The sequence below is a fragment of the Aminobacter sp. P9b genome (genome assembly GCF_045345995.1).
Taxonomy (GTDB): domain Bacteria; phylum Pseudomonadota; class Alphaproteobacteria; order Rhizobiales; family Rhizobiaceae; genus Aminobacter; species Aminobacter niigataensis.
The window spans coordinates 1,899,186-1,914,813 of the sequence record NZ_CP150082.1 but is presented as its reverse complement, the minus strand read 5'-3'; the positions used below and the strand labels follow the sequence as shown (position 1 = coordinate 1,914,813).

Here is a 15,628-nt window from a genome sequence, read left to right as displayed (position 1 = left end):
GTTGGCCAGCATTACTCCCTGGCATAAGGCACGCCGAGCCGCGCAGGCTGCCCGGAGCGGAAGCGTAGGCCCATCAGCAGCCCGATCGATGCGAGATAAGGCAGCGCAAGGAGCAGCTGGTGCGGCACCTGGGCGCCAGCAACCTGCAGGTGCGTTGCGAGCGACTCCAGGAAGGCAAAAGCAGTGACTGCGATCAGGACCCCGCGCGGGTTCCAGTTACCGGCAATCAAGGCGACGACAACGATCCAGCCTCGACCGGCGGTGAAATCGGCAAGGAAGCGGTCGGAAAAGGCAAGCATGAGGAAACCGCCACCGAGCCCGGTCAGCGCGCTGCCCAGCATAACAGCAGCGTACTGCCGGGCGGAGACGCTAAGCCCCTTCACGTCCAGGGCCTTCGGATTCTCACCGAGACAGCGCAGCTCGAGACCGTAACGGCTTCGGTAGAGCAGCAACCACACTGCGGGCACGGCCAACACCGCCACATAGGTCAGTGCCCGCTGCGTAAACAGGATGGGCCCGATGAAGGGAATGTCCGACAGAAGCGGGATGGCGACATCGCTGAAGCCGGAGAAGGTCGGCTGCGCCCGCCCTTGCACATAGCTCTGGAACCAGTAGAGCGTGAGCCCGCCGGCTAGCAGGTTGAAGCCGAGGCCAGCGACAAAATGGTCGACGCGCAGCGTTGCCGCCATAAAGGCGATGACCACGCCGACCAGCGCACCGGCTATGATGGCGGCAACCACCGCAAGCCACAGCGACCCCGTCAGCGTCGCGACGAGGTAGGCGATGAAGGCGCCAGTAAGCATAGTGCCCTCTACGCCCATGTTCCAGATTCCGGCGCGCTGGGTGATGAGTTCTCCCATCGAGGAAAACAGCAGCGGCGTCATGATGCGGAGTGTGGACGCAAGGATGCTGATGATGATCGCTTCCTGGAACAGCTGGGTCATTGCACGGCAACCTTCACGATACGATAGCGCGCCAGGACACCGGCGCAGAGGAAGAAGAACAGTGTGATGCCTTGCATGGCAGGCACGAGCGAGGCCGGAACATCGCCAAGTACGCGCATATAGACCGCGCCGCTCGCCAGCCCTCCGAAGAACAGGCCCGCGAGAACGGTTCCCGCCGGGGTCAGACCACCGATCATGCCGACGATGATGCCGGCGTAGCCAAGGCCAACGAGGTTGTCGGCGCGCAGACGGTGGGCAACACCGAACAGTTCGATTGCTCCGGCTAGAGCGGCGAGTGCTGCACTCGCCAGCATGACGACGGTAACCGTCCGGGCGACGTCGACACCCTTGTGGCGCAGCGCCACCGGATTGTAACCGAGACCGCGGATTTCGTAGCCGAGCGGCGTTCGCGACATCACCAAAGCGCAAATGGCGGCGGCAAGGAACGGCAGGAGCACACCGGCATGCAGGCGGGCGCTGCCGAAGATTCCAGGCAAGAAGGCCACGTCAGGTAACATCGGCGACTGGTGATAGGAGATGGTGCCGCCCGTCTCGCCCCATGGTCCGCCCTGCAACAGCCACGACAGCAGGTAGACGATCAGGTAGTTGAGCATCACCGTCGAGATGATCTCATTGACGGCAAAGCGGTTCCTGAGCACCGCCGCGACCCAACCGAGCCCCATGCCAGCCGCCATGCCGAAGCACAGTATGCCGGGGAAAAACAGCAACGGCGGCAGCCCGGCCAGAATCTGCGCTCCGAGATAGCCGCCCATCGCCCCTGCGAAGACCTGGCCCTCCTGGCCAATGCTCCAGATCTGGGCACGGTAGGCGATCACGGTCGCGAGACCCGTGAGGATAAGCGGCGCCGCCTTGACCAAGGTCGTGGCCACGGCCTTGGGCGAACCGGCTGCACCTTGCAGCAGGGCGCCGAAGACCTGCAACACGTCGGCGCCTGTGGTCACCAGCAATGCGGCCGATGCGGCGAGCGCAGCCGCGATGGCCAGCATGAAGGAGGCTGCTGTCCACAGCGCGTTCTCCTCAAGCCTGCGTTCGAAACGGATCATGCCACTGCTCTTTCCTGGCTCGGCGCAGCCTCTTCGCGGCGGCCAGCCATCATCACGCCGACTTCGGCGACCGTTGTCTTTCGGGGATCGACGATGCCCATGATCTCGCCCTTGAACATCACCGCGATGCGGTCGGCGAGGCTGAACAGGTCGCTCAGTTCTTCCGAGGCAAGGACGATGGCGAAGCCTTCGGCACGCTTCCTGAGCAATTGCGTCTGCACATATTCGATGATGCCGACGTCGAGGCCGCGCGTTGGCTGGTTGGCGAGCACAAGGCCCGAGGCATGCAGGAATTCGCGGGCGATGATGATCTTCTGGGCGTTGCCGCCAGAGAGCTTGCCGGCCGCCACCTTTTCGTCGCGCGTGGCGATCTGGTACTCCGCGATCATCTTGTGGGCCAGTCTGTCGATCCCATCGCGGTCCATGAACGGCCCCTTGCGATACTTGGAATCTCGCTGCCAGCCGAGTACGACGTTGTCGGCGACGCTGAATTCGGGCACCAGCCCTTCGCGGAAACGATCGTCGGGAATGTGCCCGACGCCGCGGTCCATCATCTGGCGCGGCGACATGCCAGTCACGTCCTCGCCCTTGAAGCGAATGGTGCCCGACTGGGGCCTACGCACGCCGCAAAGGACCTCGAACAGTTCCTTCTGGCCATTGCCGGCGACGCCGGCGATACCAAGGATCTCGTGCCGCGCAACCGAAAACGAGACCCCTTTGAGGACCGGCTCGCCCCAGAAGCCCCGCGCGGTCAGGCTGTCGACTGCCAGCACTGTCTCGCCCGGCTCCAGTTCGGGCTTGGTGACGGCAAAGGAAACGTCGCGGCCAACCATCAGTCTGGCCAGTTCGTCCGGCGTCGTGTCAGGCGTGTTCAGCGTTGCGACCACCCTGCCCTTGCGCAGCACCGTCACCCTGTTCGACTGCATCACCTCCACCAGCTTGTGGGTGATCAGGATGATCGACATACCGCGGGCACACATCTTGCGAATGATGTCGAACAGGATGCGCGACTCGCCAGGCGTCAGCACCGCCGTCGGTTCGTCGAGGATGAGGATCCGCGCATCCAGATAAAGCGCCTTGAGGATCTCGACCCATTGCTGTTTGCCGACCGGCAGTTCCCAGACATAGGCGTCGAGATCGACATCGATGCCGTAGCCGTCGCAGATGCCCTTGATCTTCTGCCTAGTCTCCTGGGCTTTCAGCCACCAGCCTGAATGCTGCGTACCAACAATGATGTTCTCGAGCACGGTGAACTCCGGCACGAGCACGAAATGCTGATGCACCATGCCTATGCCGAGGCCGATTGCGTCCATCGGCGAGGCGATGTGGACGGGCTGGTCGCCGAGGAAGATTTCACCCTTGTCGGGGCGATAGTATCCAAAAATGCAAGACGAAAGGGTCGACTTGCCGGCACCGTTCTCGCCAAACAAGCAGTGGATTTCACCGGGGCGAAGGTCGAAGTCGACGTCGGCATTGGCGGTGACCCCGGCAAAACGCTTAGTCAGACCCTCGACACGCAAGGCAGTGGACATGGCTGTTACTTACCAATCAATGGGAACACGGGGCCGCGAAGGGTAACACCCGTCACGGCCGGGCTGATGCGCTTATTTCGCGACCTTCGGATCCGAAACATCGAGCGGCACCTCGAAGCTGCCAGCCATGATCTTGGCCTTGAGCTCCTCAAGTTCAGCCTGCACCGCTTCCGGGACAGCCGCTTGAAGATCGGGATTGGGCGTGATCACGGATCCGCCGTCCTTCATCGACAGCCAGCGTTTCTCGGTGTTGCCGGCATAGGGCTTGCTTTCGACTTTGTGTGCCCACCATTCATCGACGATCCACTTCACGTCCGGATCCCACATGGCAACAGCACTCGACAGCACCGTGGTGGGCGAGAATGCACGCTGGTCCTGGAAATTGCCGAAACAGAGGATCTTGGCTTCCTCGCAGGGTTTGAAGTTGCCAGTGAGCTGAAAAATCAGATCAACACCGGTGGCTATCTGCGCGTTGGTATACTCGCCGGCCTTCGCCGGATCGTACCAGGACTCAATGAAAGCGACCGAGCGTTCGACGGTGGGGTTAGCTGCCTTGGCGCCGGCGAAGAAGGCATTGATCTCGTCATTGACGTCGTCGGCGGGGAAGGTACCCACCGCGCCGAGCCTGTTCGACTTGGACAGCTTGCCGGCGGCATAGCCGAGCAGATAGGCCGGCTCGTGTACACGTTTGTAGACCCAATACTGGTTGCCGCCGAGCCCCTCATTGCCGGAGCCTACGACCACGAACAGGATTTCGGGAAACTCCTCGCGCAGCTTCTTCACCTGGTCAGAATAGGTGCTGTGGGCCCAGATGATATCGTATGCGCCACTTTCGGCGAACAGCCGCATGGCGTCACCTGCGTCGTCGCCCCACAGCGGGTCGGTATACTTCCATGTGATGTCGAGCCCGTGTGGCTTTGCGGCCTTCACGCGCTCGAACGCCTCGATCAGAGTGCCATCCCAGGCACTGTCGATGCCAGCCGACAGGATGACGGCGATGTTGAGCTTGTCCGGGTCGGCCGCCTCGGAGCGCTCGGGGCTGGCAATGACGAAGGCGAGCATCAGCGCTCCCAGCGCGGCGAGCCGTCTGGCAATTTGTGTGAACATCGGATTCTACCTTTCCCTCTGGTGTTGTTGATGGGTTGCATCCCGTTCTTATGATTAAGCTTTCTCGTGCCGCATCTCCCGTGCGGTCGTATGTCAGTTCCCGACTGGCGCCTCCTCCGTTTGCGTGAGAAGGCCGTCAATCTCGGCCAGCCAGATTTCGCGCCATTCGCGTTTGACGCTCTCGTCGAGCCATGCGGCCTCAAGCGAATTCATCGCCAGTTTTGCAAGCGTGCTGCGGTCGACCGACATGGTCTCGGCAAGCACAAGGTATTCCGTTGCGAGGTCGGTCTTCAGCAGCCCTGGGTCGTCGCTGTTGACCACGAGGTTGAGGCCGGCATCCAGCATGATCCGGATCGGGTGGGTCTGAGACCGGAGATCACGCCAGCCCGTCAATGTCGTAACCGAGGTAGGGCAGATCGTGAACGGCACATTCGCTTCCCTGCAAAAGGCAAGGAGGTCTGGGTCCTCGACCGTCCTGTAGCCATGATCGATGCGCTCGACGCCGAGAAGCTCCAGCGAGTCCCGGACATATCCGGGCGGTCCGTCCCAGCCGCTATGGATGGTCAGGCGCATGCCCGCCTTGCGCGCCCGGTCATAGACCGGCTTGAACGGGGTCGGTGGATAGGGCAATTCGTCATAGTCGAGGCCAATGCCGATCACCTTGTCGGAGCGAAACGGCAGGACGAGGTCTAGGAACTCGAAAGCCCGGTCGACACCCAGTTCGCGGTTGATCGCCGGGATCAGACGGGACACCAGTCCGAGGTCAGTCTCGACGTCATCCATTGCCCTCAGGATGCCCGGGAGCATCGTTCCTATGTGAACGCCGCGATGCGCCTGCGGGCTGAAGAAGAATTCGACATAACGCCCTCCGGACTTCGCCACACGGGCAAGCGCTTCGTAGGTCACGAGATGGAAGTCATCGGCGTCCACCATCGAACGCGCCACGAGATCATAGACGTCGAGGAAGTCCGTCAGGTTGTCGAACTGAAAGAGATCTTCGATCGCTGCGACAGCCGGGAGGCTAACTGCGTTCCTGTACGCCAGTTTTTGCAGGATACGTGGCGCAACTGACCCTTCGAGGTGAAGGTGCAGCTCCGCCTTCGGCAGGGCTCGCGCGAATTGTTCCAGATCCATCGTTTCCTCTTGGTGGCCTTTCATTGTTCGAAGCGCTTGCCCCGCCACTGCCTGTCTTATGTCGTCCAATCTCGCTGCACTTTTGCTCCCGCTCGCTAGAGGTCCAGCACCAGTTCGGCCGTTCGTGCGCGTGAGCAGCAAAGCGTCATGTGGTCGGCCCGCTGTTTGTCGGTAAGTACGAGGTCGCGATGGTCCGGCGTCCCAGACACCACCCGTGTGACGCACGTACCGCAGATGCCCTGTTCGCAGGACACCGGGATGTCGACGCCATTTGCGCTCAACACCTCGACAATGCTGTGCCCAGGAGCCACTTCGAAACTACGGCCGTCGCGGGCAAGCCTGACGATGAACGTCGCGTCGCTTGTCGTCGCCGGCTGCAGGGTGTTGGCGAAATACTCTCTATGAACAGCCTCGCCCGGCCACGACGGTTTTGCCTTTGCGACGACGGCATCCAGGAAACCGGACGGTCCGCAGGCATAGAGGTGTGCGCCGTCGAGGCGATGGCGAAGGAGCAGGTCGAGATCCAGCTTCTGTCCTTGCGGGCCATCGTCAAGGTGAAAGCGTGTGCTGCTGGCGAAAGGCCCAGCCTCGATCTCGTCCCGGAACGCCATGCGCGCCGCATTGCGGGCACAGTAGTGAAACTCGAACTTGTGGCCCAGCGCGTGCAGCCTGTAGGCCATGGACAGGATCGGCGTGACGCCAATGCCACCGGCCACAAGCAACGTGAACGATGCAGCCTCGTCCAACTCGAAGGCATTGCGCGGCAGGCTCGTCTCGATCATGTCGCCGGCGTCGATCCGGTCGTGCATGTAAGCCGATCCGCCCCGCCCTCCCGGCTCGCGCAGGACGCCGATAGCGTAGCGGTGGCGCTCGCGCGGATCGTTGCGCAACGAGTATTGCCGGGTGAGCCTTCCGGGCAGAAACAGATCCATATGCGCACCGGCAGTGAACGCCGGGAGGTCTTCGCCATCCGGCGAGATGAGATCGAAGGCAGCGATACCTTCGGCACACATGCGCTTGTTCGCCACTCTGAGACGGAGCCTGGCCTCCTTTGGCGCGGGCATCAGGGCGTTGACTGGAACGGCCATGGTCATGACCTGCGCTTTCGCCTCTGTATTGCCTGGAACGGCTCTGGCGGGGCAGCGACCTGACCGGCGCGGCCGTCCGGGCAATTGGACGGGATAACGGGTTCAATCCGGACAGACATGTTATCTCCCTGATGTCTCCAGTTGCGGCCGCATTGCCGGATCAACTCACTATTGGCGCGCCGAGGCCGAATTTCCGGACAAGCCCGCGGCGATATTCAAGCGACATTCGATCCGATGGCACGTGGATTTCTTCGGTCAGGTCGAGCGGCAGCTCCTCCGGATGCTGCTCTTCGACCATTGGCTTGTCCTCTTCGTTGATCATCAGCGCGTCCTTGATCCAGTAGTCGGTGTCCGGGTCGCCTGTGGTATCTGTCATGAGCTGGAAGATGCGTGTCTCACGCGCCGACACCGGGCAGACAGTGTCGGCGAAATAGGCAACGTAATCCGATCCCTGAGGGTCGATCTTGATGATGGTCGAGAAGGGATAAGTCAGCTCGTAGGTATAGACGACGTCGCGTTCCGCCCCTTCCACGCCATCGTCGAAGCGGTTGAAGCCTTCGTGATAGGGTAGCGCGAAACGCAGGCCATAGTCGGTCTGCTCGACGTCGTAGGGCGGAATGGGGTCGGCTGTGCTGCCGCCAAAACTCTGTGTATGCACCCACGGGAAGTGGGCCACGTCATTGAAATTCTCGACATGTCGGCTGGCGGCCGCGTACCAGGTGCCGTGCGGTACGTAAACCTTGCGGAATTCGTGGTTTGATATGCCTTCCCACTCGGGCAATTGCCAGATCGGGTCGTTCTTAAGGCATGTCCAGAGAATGCCGTAGCGCTCGACAGATGCATAGGTCTCAAGCCTGAGCTTGGGCGGAATGCGCCCTTCGGAATTGGCGATCGACGGAATTTTGGAACAGGCGCCATCATGTCCGAAATGCAGCCCGTGCATCGGGCAGACGATCTGGTCTTCGGCCATCCAGCCCGCGCTGATGCGCGTGCCGCGATGCGGGCAGAGATCTCGAGCCACAGTGATGCCTGCCGACGTCTTATAGATCACCAGGTCGACGTCGAGCAGCTTGGCGCGCACCGGTTTGTCGCCGACGTCATGAACGAATGCGACCGGATGCCAAAACGACGCGAGGATATGCCAGTCGCTGGCGGAAAAGGTGCATCCCCGCGGGAGGTCGCCCTTTGTCTTGGAATTATCTGCTGGCAGAAACATCCTGTTCACTCCTCCAGAACATGTCTTCGCTGGCTTGCTCAGGCGCCGGACAACGCCTTGCCTGAACATGGAGAGAGTATTGCGTGGGCCCGGATTTCGCGGAATGCCTGACGCGATTGAAGACATATCTGGGCTTAAGATCAGTCTCCGCTATCTTTCTTGGGCAGGCTGTTCGTGCTACCTCAGCATACGGATCGGCAAGCGGGATATGGCAATGCACGCTTTCATCGACAGCGGACGCGGCTTCGTCTTTGGCGAGGCGATTTATCCGGCCGGTGGAATCTACGGCCCGTTGAGGGATCGATACGTGACCCTCCTTATCATCCACGAAGGCAAGGCACGGGTGTGCTGCGACGACACCGAGATTGTGCTAGGCCCTCGCAGCTGTGCCTTCTTACGCAACGAACGACACTTGCAGATGGAATATGCGGAGGGGCGCAATACGCGTGTCAGCTGGTGCGAAGGACATGCCGGCGAGATCGCGGAACCAGTGGCGATGCGGCTGCGCTCGCTGCCGCCGCGCATTGCCGTGTCCCAGAGAATAGAGACATTGCAGCGCATGGGCATTGAGCTGGGGGCGGGATCGAGCTCGAACCTCAATCTACTGCGCAATGCGCTCGGCGAGTCCATCTTCCTCGCCTATTTCCATGAAGCCCAGATGTCCGAGCAGGAACGGCTCACGCCGCGTTCGGTACTGCGCGCGCGCTACTATATCGACGAAAACTACGAGAAGGAGATCACGGTTGAACGGCTTGCAGCCCTGGTCGGCGTGACGCCACAACACCTGGTGTCGTCCTTCCGAAAACACGTCGGCATCACACCCGTTCGTTATCTCTGGCAGGTTCGCGCCAACCGCGGCCACTTCTTGTTGTTGCAAACGGGCCTTGCAGTCTCTGACATCGCCTATCAGTGCGGCTACAAGAACCCCTTCCACTTCTCGCGGCAGATCTCCGAACTGTTCGGGTTATCGCCGCGCGAGGTCCGAGCCAACAAGGGCTACCGTCTCAGCAGCGATATTGCTGAGGGTGCCCCCGATACGGCCTTTGGCATGGCGTTGGCAGGTGCGGACGCGATTGCGACGACCGACCTGCGCCAGACGGATCTCGAAAGGGGCAATAGCTCTGATTAGGCTATGAGCGCAGAGGGCCCGTCGACTGCGTCCGGTCATTCCGGTTGGGTCAGACGTCCGTCAACGCACCGGCAGATTTCCGACCAACTGGAATGTCGTCACAAGAAGTGGGCCTGAACAAAGGCCTTGTAGGCTTTCGAGCAACGTTGCCGAGCGTGGAGAATTCCTCGTGTATCATGACGGCCCCCTGGTGAGCATGACCGATGCGGCTGGGTCGCGGACCCCATCAGATTCATCCGATGCGCTGTACCTGCTCAGATGGAACATTCACTTAAAGGAGGCTGCACCGACTTCGAGACCGTAATGCCGGATAGGTTTTGGCACCGCACAGGCATTCTCGGCTCACGAGGCGAAAGTTATGCTCTTGCTCGTCATAGTTCGGGAGCATCGCATGGACCTTCGCGCATTCATTGCCGGCCTGCCGAAGGTCGATCTCCATTGTCATATTGCCGATGCCTTGCCGGTGGCGATGCTGTTCGACATCGCCAGAGCAAACGGCGTCTCGCTCGCGCCCTACACGCAACAGACGATCTATCAATCGGTGGATTTCGAAGACTATCTGGAGCGTCTCGCTGTCGTGTGTTCCGCGCTCTCCAGGCCGGAGGATTTTCGCCAGCTCCTCTTCGAGGCGTTGCGCAACATGGCCGGCTGCAATGTCCGCTATTGCGAGCTGTTCTTCAATCCAGACGACCACAGCCTTGCTTACCCGGCCATGCTCGAGGCCTATTGTGATGCGATCGATGCCGCGGAGGCCAATTTCGGAATCCGCGCCAGATTGATTCCGTCGATCAACCGGGCGCTGGGCGCTGCGCGCGGGATGGCGATGGTCGAAGACGTCATTCGCCATCGGCATGCACATGTCATCGGCATCGGCCTGGACAATAACGAGGTGCTCGGTCAACCGGGCCAGTATGTCGAAGCGTTCGATCGCGCGCGTGCGCATGGCCTTCACGTCAGCGCGCATGCGGGCGAGCGTTTCGACACGGTTGAGTTGCGCGATGCAGTCGACCTGCTGGATATCCAGCGCATCGATCACGGTTATGCCGTGGTCGATGACCCCAACCTCATGTCCCGACTTCGGGAGAGCCGCATCCCGTTCACCGCTTGCTGGAGTTCCTGTGAACTGGTCAACGGCCGCGCCTCAGCCATCACCGAAATGCTGAGGGCAGGCCTCAATGTGACGATAAACACTGATGCCCCGGCATCCTTCTCGACTGATATCAATCGCGAGTATCTGCTGGTGGCAGAAGCGATGGAGTTCGGCGCGGCGGAAATTTCAGCCATCGCCCGGGCCGGTGTCCTGGCCTCCTACATGCAGGAAGACGACAAGCGCATGCTGCTGGCGGAAATCTCCGCCTATACGGCGCAAACAAGTGGTAGGGTAGAGCATCACCAATACATATCTGCATGATTGATCTATACCAGCCGGGTCGTCTCGAGGTCATATCTTGCACGTGAGCGATCCGGATCAAAAGCATCTGCTTGCCTCCCTTGCATCTCCCTGACGAAAGCCATCGCTCCCCCTTTGGACAACCGCTTGGCATCTCTCCGTGGCTGGTTGCAGTAAAAAATTATCTGTCCGCTCTACGCCAACCAATGTTGCCAATGATTTCAATGTGGCGTTTGTACAGTAACGCCTGGGTATACCCTCGCGTGACGTAACAAGAGCACGCGAAGGCAGCGTAACATCTGGGTTGACATCGACTATTTGTGACAGGGTAGCGTGATGCTTTGACCTTGAGGTTACAGTATGGCTCGCATTGGTTACGCCCGCGTCAGTACCACCGACCAAGACCTTGATACCCAGATAAACAAGTTGAAGGCCGAAGGCTGCGAGGTCGTACGATCAGAGAAGGTATCCGGCGCCAGTCGCGAAGGGCGCGGCGAGTTGGCGACCGTGCTGGATTTCCTGCGACCCGGCGACGAGTTGGTCGTCACCCGACTTGACCGGCTTGGCCGCTCGACCCGCGACGTGCTGAACCTCGTGCATGAATGCGAACAGAAGGGCGCGCACGTGACCGTCCTCGATCCTCACGTCACAACGCGTGGCGAGATGGGGCATCTGGTCCTTACGGTACTGGGGATGGTCGCCCAAATGGAGCGGCGCTTCATCAAGGAACGTCAGCGCGAGGGTATCGAAAAAGCCCAGGCCAAGGGCGTGTACCAGGGTGGTAGGAAGCGCATAGTTCGGGCCACCGTCTTGAACCTGCATGCCAAGGGCATCGGAGCTGCTGCCATTGCCAAGGAAGTCTGCTGCTCTCGAATGCAGGTCTATCGTATCTTGAACGAAAAATCTCTAAAGGCGTCAGACGGCTGAGCTTAGGTGGTTGCTCTAGTAGCGTTCGATGCTTGGCGGCCGACCACTCCGTGAATTCTGCATCGTCATCGTTGACGAACCGCTGATGCGCGCTCCAAGAACGTCAGGGTGGGATGAAACCGCATCCAAGAGCTAACACCCCACCTTCCACAATTGAATAATCTTTGCTGCATTCGGCGCAGCAGAGATATAGACAGGTTGAATTGCGCGTGAGGGAAGTTTGAAATGCCAAAAGTGGGCATGGCGCCAATTCGACGAAAGCAGTTGATTGATGCGACCTACCTAGTTCTCCATCGCGACGGCATCGACAATCTGACCCTTAAGAAGATTGCGGTCGAAGCTGGTGTCGCGACCAGTATCATCACGCATTATTTCGGAACCAAGGAAGCGCTGATCGCCGACACGATGTCGGATCTGGTGGGAAGCCTGCTGCGTGAAATCCGAGACCGCCGTAAACAGGCCTCCGGCACCATCGAAGAGATCGTCGCCATCGTCGACGGCAACTTCGCGCCATCACAGGTGTCTCCCACGGCCGTTTCTGCCTGGCTCTATTTCTGGAGCCGGGTGCCGTATGATCCGCATTTCGACCGGATGCAGCAGATCTGCGACTACCAGCTGCGCAAATATCTGCGAACCTCGCTCAAGGACATCATCGCCAAGGACGAGGCCGACGACATCGCCGAAACCATCGTTTGCCTGTCCTACGGCTTCTGGCTGCAGTTTGCCCACCGGCAAGGCGATTTCGACGTTGCGCGCGCCCATCGCATGGCGCTTCAGGTCATTGAGGCGCGCATCCAGACGGCCTGGCACAAGAATTTGCATCTGTCGGCCAGAACGCCCTTCACCGACAATTCACCGCAGTCATAGACTTCGACGTCAGAACTGCGCTGCGAGCGCCCGCCGTGGCTGATCAGTGGCTGCGCTCTCGCGCAATTCACTCGGAAGCGCGCTGTAACGATCACGGAAGGTCTTGGAAAAGTGCGACGATGAAACGAAGCCACAGGCGACCGCAACGTCCATGATCGCCATGTCGGTCAGTTCGATCAGCTGGCGTGCCTTGGCAAGCCGTAACGCCAAGTAGTGCTGCCAGGGCGTCGTCGACAGATGCCGCTCGAACAGGCGTTCCATCTGGCGCCGCGACAGCGACACCCGCAGCGAGATTTCTTCAAGCGGCAAAAGATCCTCGAGATGCCGCTCCATAAGCTGGATGATCGGCAGCAGCTTTTTGCCGGCGCCGCCATAACGCAGGCCGGGTGGCGCCGATTGACAACTTGCACCGTCACGCCAGCGGTCGGCGGTCAGGTGTTGGCAGATGTCGCGAACCAGTTGGGCGCCACAGCGCTCCTGGATAAGTTCAGCGGCGAGATCAAAGGCCGCAAATCCCCCGGCGCAGGTGACGATCCGGCCATCGCGCACAAACAGCGCGTCATGGATGGCGAGGTCGGCGAAGGTTTCGGACAGCGCCGCCATCCTGCCCCAGTGGATGGTGCACCTGGCATCACCCAGCAATGCCGCATCGGCCAGAAGCCATGCCGCCGTGCCAAGCGCATAGATCTGGACGCTGGCACGCGCGCAGCGTCGCAGAACGGCGCGAAGCCTGGGCTCGCCCTGCCTTTCCACGCCGTCTCCGGCGCAGATCATCAGTATCGTGCGCAGATCGAGCGCATCGGCGCCAAAGATGTTGCCCGACACCCCAATCGAGATGCCGCTGGCGCATTCGACCGGCTTGCCGTCTCGACTCACCAGCCGCCAGCTGAACAGCTTGCGACCCGACAAATCGTTGGCGAGCCGCAGTGGATCGATCAGCGACGACAGGCAAAGCTGCGAGAAACCCGGCAGCAGCAACACCACAAACTCCGTCGCGGCCTCGTCGACAAGTGACGCAGGCAGTGGCCGGACCAAGCCTTTCGTGCCGGGCAGCGAAACCTCGATATCGAAGTTCGAGTGCTTGTTTGGCGCATTCATGTGCGGTTTCCCTGACCGGCGCTCCAAATGCCAATGGCACTCAGCGACACCACAAAATCTCGAAATTACGCATTGCGCACCTGGATTGAACTGCGTTCCGGGATGTCGCAATGCACGGGCGGAGACACCGCGCCTCCGCCCGCATTTTTGCTAGATGGTCGCCAGCCAATGCGAGACGGCAACGACCAAGCACCCGGCGCCAAGGGCCACAAAAGGCAGGATTCCCGCTTTTGTCTTGGCTCCTTCTTCATGCCCCAGGTGCATGTCTTCCTTCATCGAATCCGGGAAGTGTCCCTTGTCCTGGATGTAATGGCGGAAGACGAAGACCGGCAGGATCATGGCTGCGAAGAACAGGCCCGTAAGCAGTGTTCCACCACCCCAAATGTCGGCGCCCATGCCGAGGAACACGAGGTTCACATAGGCAAGGAAGGTGCCGGCGCCGAGCAGCCAGTTCGGCGCGCGAAACGGGCGCGCCCAGTTCTTGCGATCGATCCGGTGAATCCAGCCGGCGTTCAGGTTCATGAAGATGAAAATGATGTAGCCGACATTGGACGCTGCCAGGATGAACACGATGTCGGAGAGCAGCAGCAGGATCAGATTAAAACCCAGATCTGTCCACATGGCCCTGGTCGGCGCGCCATGCTCGTTGACGTGGTCGAGATAGCGCGGCAGCCAGCCGTCGACGGCGCCCTGATAGAGCGTGCGCGACGAACCCGCCATTGCGGTCATGATCGACAGCAGCAGCGTGCAGACCAGCATGACCACGATGACGTTCAACATGACGCCACCGGCGTGGACCATGCCGGCCATCGCCTTCGCAACACCCATGCCGCTGTAGATATCCGGCTGCAGCATGGCTTCCAGACCGAGCGTTCCCTGGAACGCCAGCGGCACAACAGTGAAGATGGCCAGGCAAAACAGGCCTGAGTAGAGCAGCGCCTTGAACGTGTCGGTCGCCGGATTCTTGAACTCGCGCGTGTAGCAGACCGCGGTCTCGAAACCGTATGTCGACCACGCCGCCATCAGCATTGACCCGGCAATCACCACCACGCCTTGCCAGTTCCAAGTGCCGTTGACGGCATTGCCGGCGACATCATGGGTGAGCGGCACGAAGGGGGTGAAGTTCGATGACAATACGTCCCCGGTAATCAGCGGAACGACACCGATGAGGATCAGCGGCAGCAGCGAGGAAACGGCAAAGACCTTCTGCAGGCGAGCCGTCGACAGAATTCCCCGATGCTGAATGGCAAAGACGACCAGCATCAGCACAGCGCCAAGCAGGAATGTCGAGTTGATGCGCAATGTCAGTCCGGTGCGCAGCCAGCCCAGATCGACAAGCGTCAATTGCCAAGTGTTCACCACCGAGTCGGCGGGAAACAGCAGTCCCAGAATGTAGCCAGCGCCGAGGCTGACGCCGATGGCAAGCACCGGCGACCAGGCGAACCAATTGCACCAGACCGAAATAGGCGCCAGCAACTTGCTGTAACGAACCCAGGCAATGGCCCCATACACCGACGCACCACCAGACTTGTGGGGAAACAGGCTGGCGATTTCGCCATAGGTGAAAGCCTGAATGAAGCCGATCACGATAGATGCGGTCCAGACAGCTACCGATGCGTTTCCGGCGGTCGCGGCGATCGGACCTATGGTGAACAACACCAGCGCCGGCACGCCACTCGTCACCCAGAATGCGTCGACCCAGGTCAACGACCGAATGAGGCGATGATCCTCCTTTGCGGGGACCGACAGTGCGATTTCTGTCATCGAATTCCTCCTCCCTAGGCCGGCTCATTCCTTCATGGCGACCGCCGGCAAGACCGATTCAGTGCGAATTGAAAGTGATTTCCTGAGCGGTCTCCTCTGACCGTCATCTCCCCATTATCGTATCACTGTACTAATTACAACAAGCGACAAAGCCATGAAGATTCATCACGATCAGCTATGTGGACTTTTATTTTTTCTTTTATTTTCCGTTAGATAGACCACAATACGCGCGTCTTTCCGGCACCAACGGAATATGTGCAATCGCTAATATTTTTGGTGTACCGTCAAAATCAGCTTGCTTTTATCGTATCGTGATACTAGTTCATGGCTGCTCTTGCATCAGAAGGCATGTGCAAGACGTCCAATTC

At 60.1% G+C, this 15,628-nt stretch carries 13 protein-coding genes; 4 read left to right on the top strand and 9 right to left on the bottom strand.

The window, feature by feature from the left end:
- Positions 1–11: 11 nt before the first annotated feature.
- The 7 genes from WHT83_RS09425 to WHT83_RS09395 form a co-directional block, all read right to left on the bottom strand.
- Positions 12–944, bottom strand: a complete 933-nt coding sequence (locus tag WHT83_RS09425; protein ID WP_406873627.1) for an ABC transporter permease — start codon at positions 942–944, stop codon at positions 12–14.
- Positions 941–2,008, bottom strand: coding sequence for an ABC transporter permease (locus WHT83_RS09420; RefSeq protein WP_406873626.1), 1,068 nt, complete (start codon positions 2,006–2,008; stop codon positions 941–943). The genes WHT83_RS09425 and WHT83_RS09420 overlap by 4 nt, the downstream gene beginning before the upstream one ends.
- Positions 2,005–3,540, bottom strand: a complete 1,536-nt coding sequence (locus WHT83_RS09415) for an ABC transporter ATP-binding protein (RefSeq protein ID WP_406873625.1) — start codon at positions 3,538–3,540, stop codon at positions 2,005–2,007. Before WHT83_RS09415 ends, WHT83_RS09420 begins: the two co-directional genes overlap by 4 nt.
- A 72-nt stretch (positions 3,541–3,612) precedes the next feature.
- Complete coding sequence (locus WHT83_RS09410; protein ID WP_406873624.1) at positions 3,613–4,647, bottom strand: BMP family protein; 1,035 nt, start codon at positions 4,645–4,647, stop codon at positions 3,613–3,615.
- A gap of 93 nt (positions 4,648–4,740) precedes the next feature.
- Positions 4,741–5,850 (bottom strand): adenosine deaminase, encoded by a 1,110-nt coding sequence (gene add / locus WHT83_RS09405; protein WP_406873623.1) that lies wholly within the window; start codon positions 5,848–5,850, stop codon positions 4,741–4,743.
- 26 nt (positions 5,851–5,876) lie between these two features.
- Positions 5,877–6,869: a PDR/VanB family oxidoreductase gene (locus WHT83_RS09400; RefSeq protein ID WP_406873622.1), complete on the bottom strand. Its 993-nt coding sequence runs from the start codon at positions 6,867–6,869 to the stop codon at positions 5,877–5,879.
- Between the two features lie 160 nt (positions 6,870–7,029).
- Complete coding sequence (locus WHT83_RS09395; RefSeq protein WP_406873621.1) at positions 7,030–8,211, bottom strand: aromatic ring-hydroxylating dioxygenase subunit alpha; 1,182 nt, start codon at positions 8,209–8,211, stop codon at positions 7,030–7,032.
- Between the two features lie 88 nt (positions 8,212–8,299).
- On the opposite strand from WHT83_RS09395, the gene WHT83_RS09390 reads away from it, so the two are divergent.
- The 4 genes from WHT83_RS09390 to betI all read left to right on the top strand — a co-directional run bounded on the left by WHT83_RS09390 (position 8,300) and on the right by betI (position 12,398).
- Entirely contained in the window at positions 8,300–9,214 is a 915-nt protein-coding gene (locus WHT83_RS09390; RefSeq protein ID WP_406873620.1) for a helix-turn-helix transcriptional regulator, read from the top strand.
- A 391-nt stretch (positions 9,215–9,605) separates the two neighbouring features.
- Positions 9,606–10,625 carry an adenosine deaminase gene (gene add / locus WHT83_RS09385; RefSeq protein WP_406873619.1) on the top strand — a complete coding sequence of 340 codons (1,020 nt, stop codon included), beginning with the start codon at positions 9,606–9,608 and terminating at the stop codon, positions 10,623–10,625.
- Positions 10,626–10,964: 339 nt separating this feature from the next.
- Positions 10,965–11,531, top strand: a complete 567-nt coding sequence (locus WHT83_RS09380) for a recombinase family protein (protein WP_406873618.1) — start codon at positions 10,965–10,967, stop codon at positions 11,529–11,531.
- Positions 11,532–11,756: 225 nt separating this feature from the next.
- On the top strand, positions 11,757–12,398 hold the full coding sequence (betI, locus tag WHT83_RS09375; protein WP_406873617.1) for a transcriptional regulator BetI: 642 nt from the start codon (positions 11,757–11,759) through the stop codon (positions 12,396–12,398).
- Between the two features lie 9 nt (positions 12,399–12,407).
- Here betI and WHT83_RS09370 read toward each other — a convergent pair whose 3' ends face one another.
- Positions 12,408–13,496 carry a GlxA family transcriptional regulator gene (locus tag WHT83_RS09370; protein ID WP_406873616.1) on the bottom strand — a complete coding sequence of 363 codons (1,089 nt, stop codon included), beginning with the start codon at positions 13,494–13,496 and terminating at the stop codon, positions 12,408–12,410.
- Positions 13,497–13,646: 150 nt separating this feature from the next.
- The gene (locus WHT83_RS09365) at positions 13,647–15,260 is read right to left on the bottom strand and encodes an APC family permease (protein ID WP_406873615.1); all 1,614 of its coding nucleotides are present in this window, start codon (positions 15,258–15,260) and stop codon (positions 13,647–13,649) included.
- Positions 15,261–15,628 lie beyond the last annotated feature (368 nt).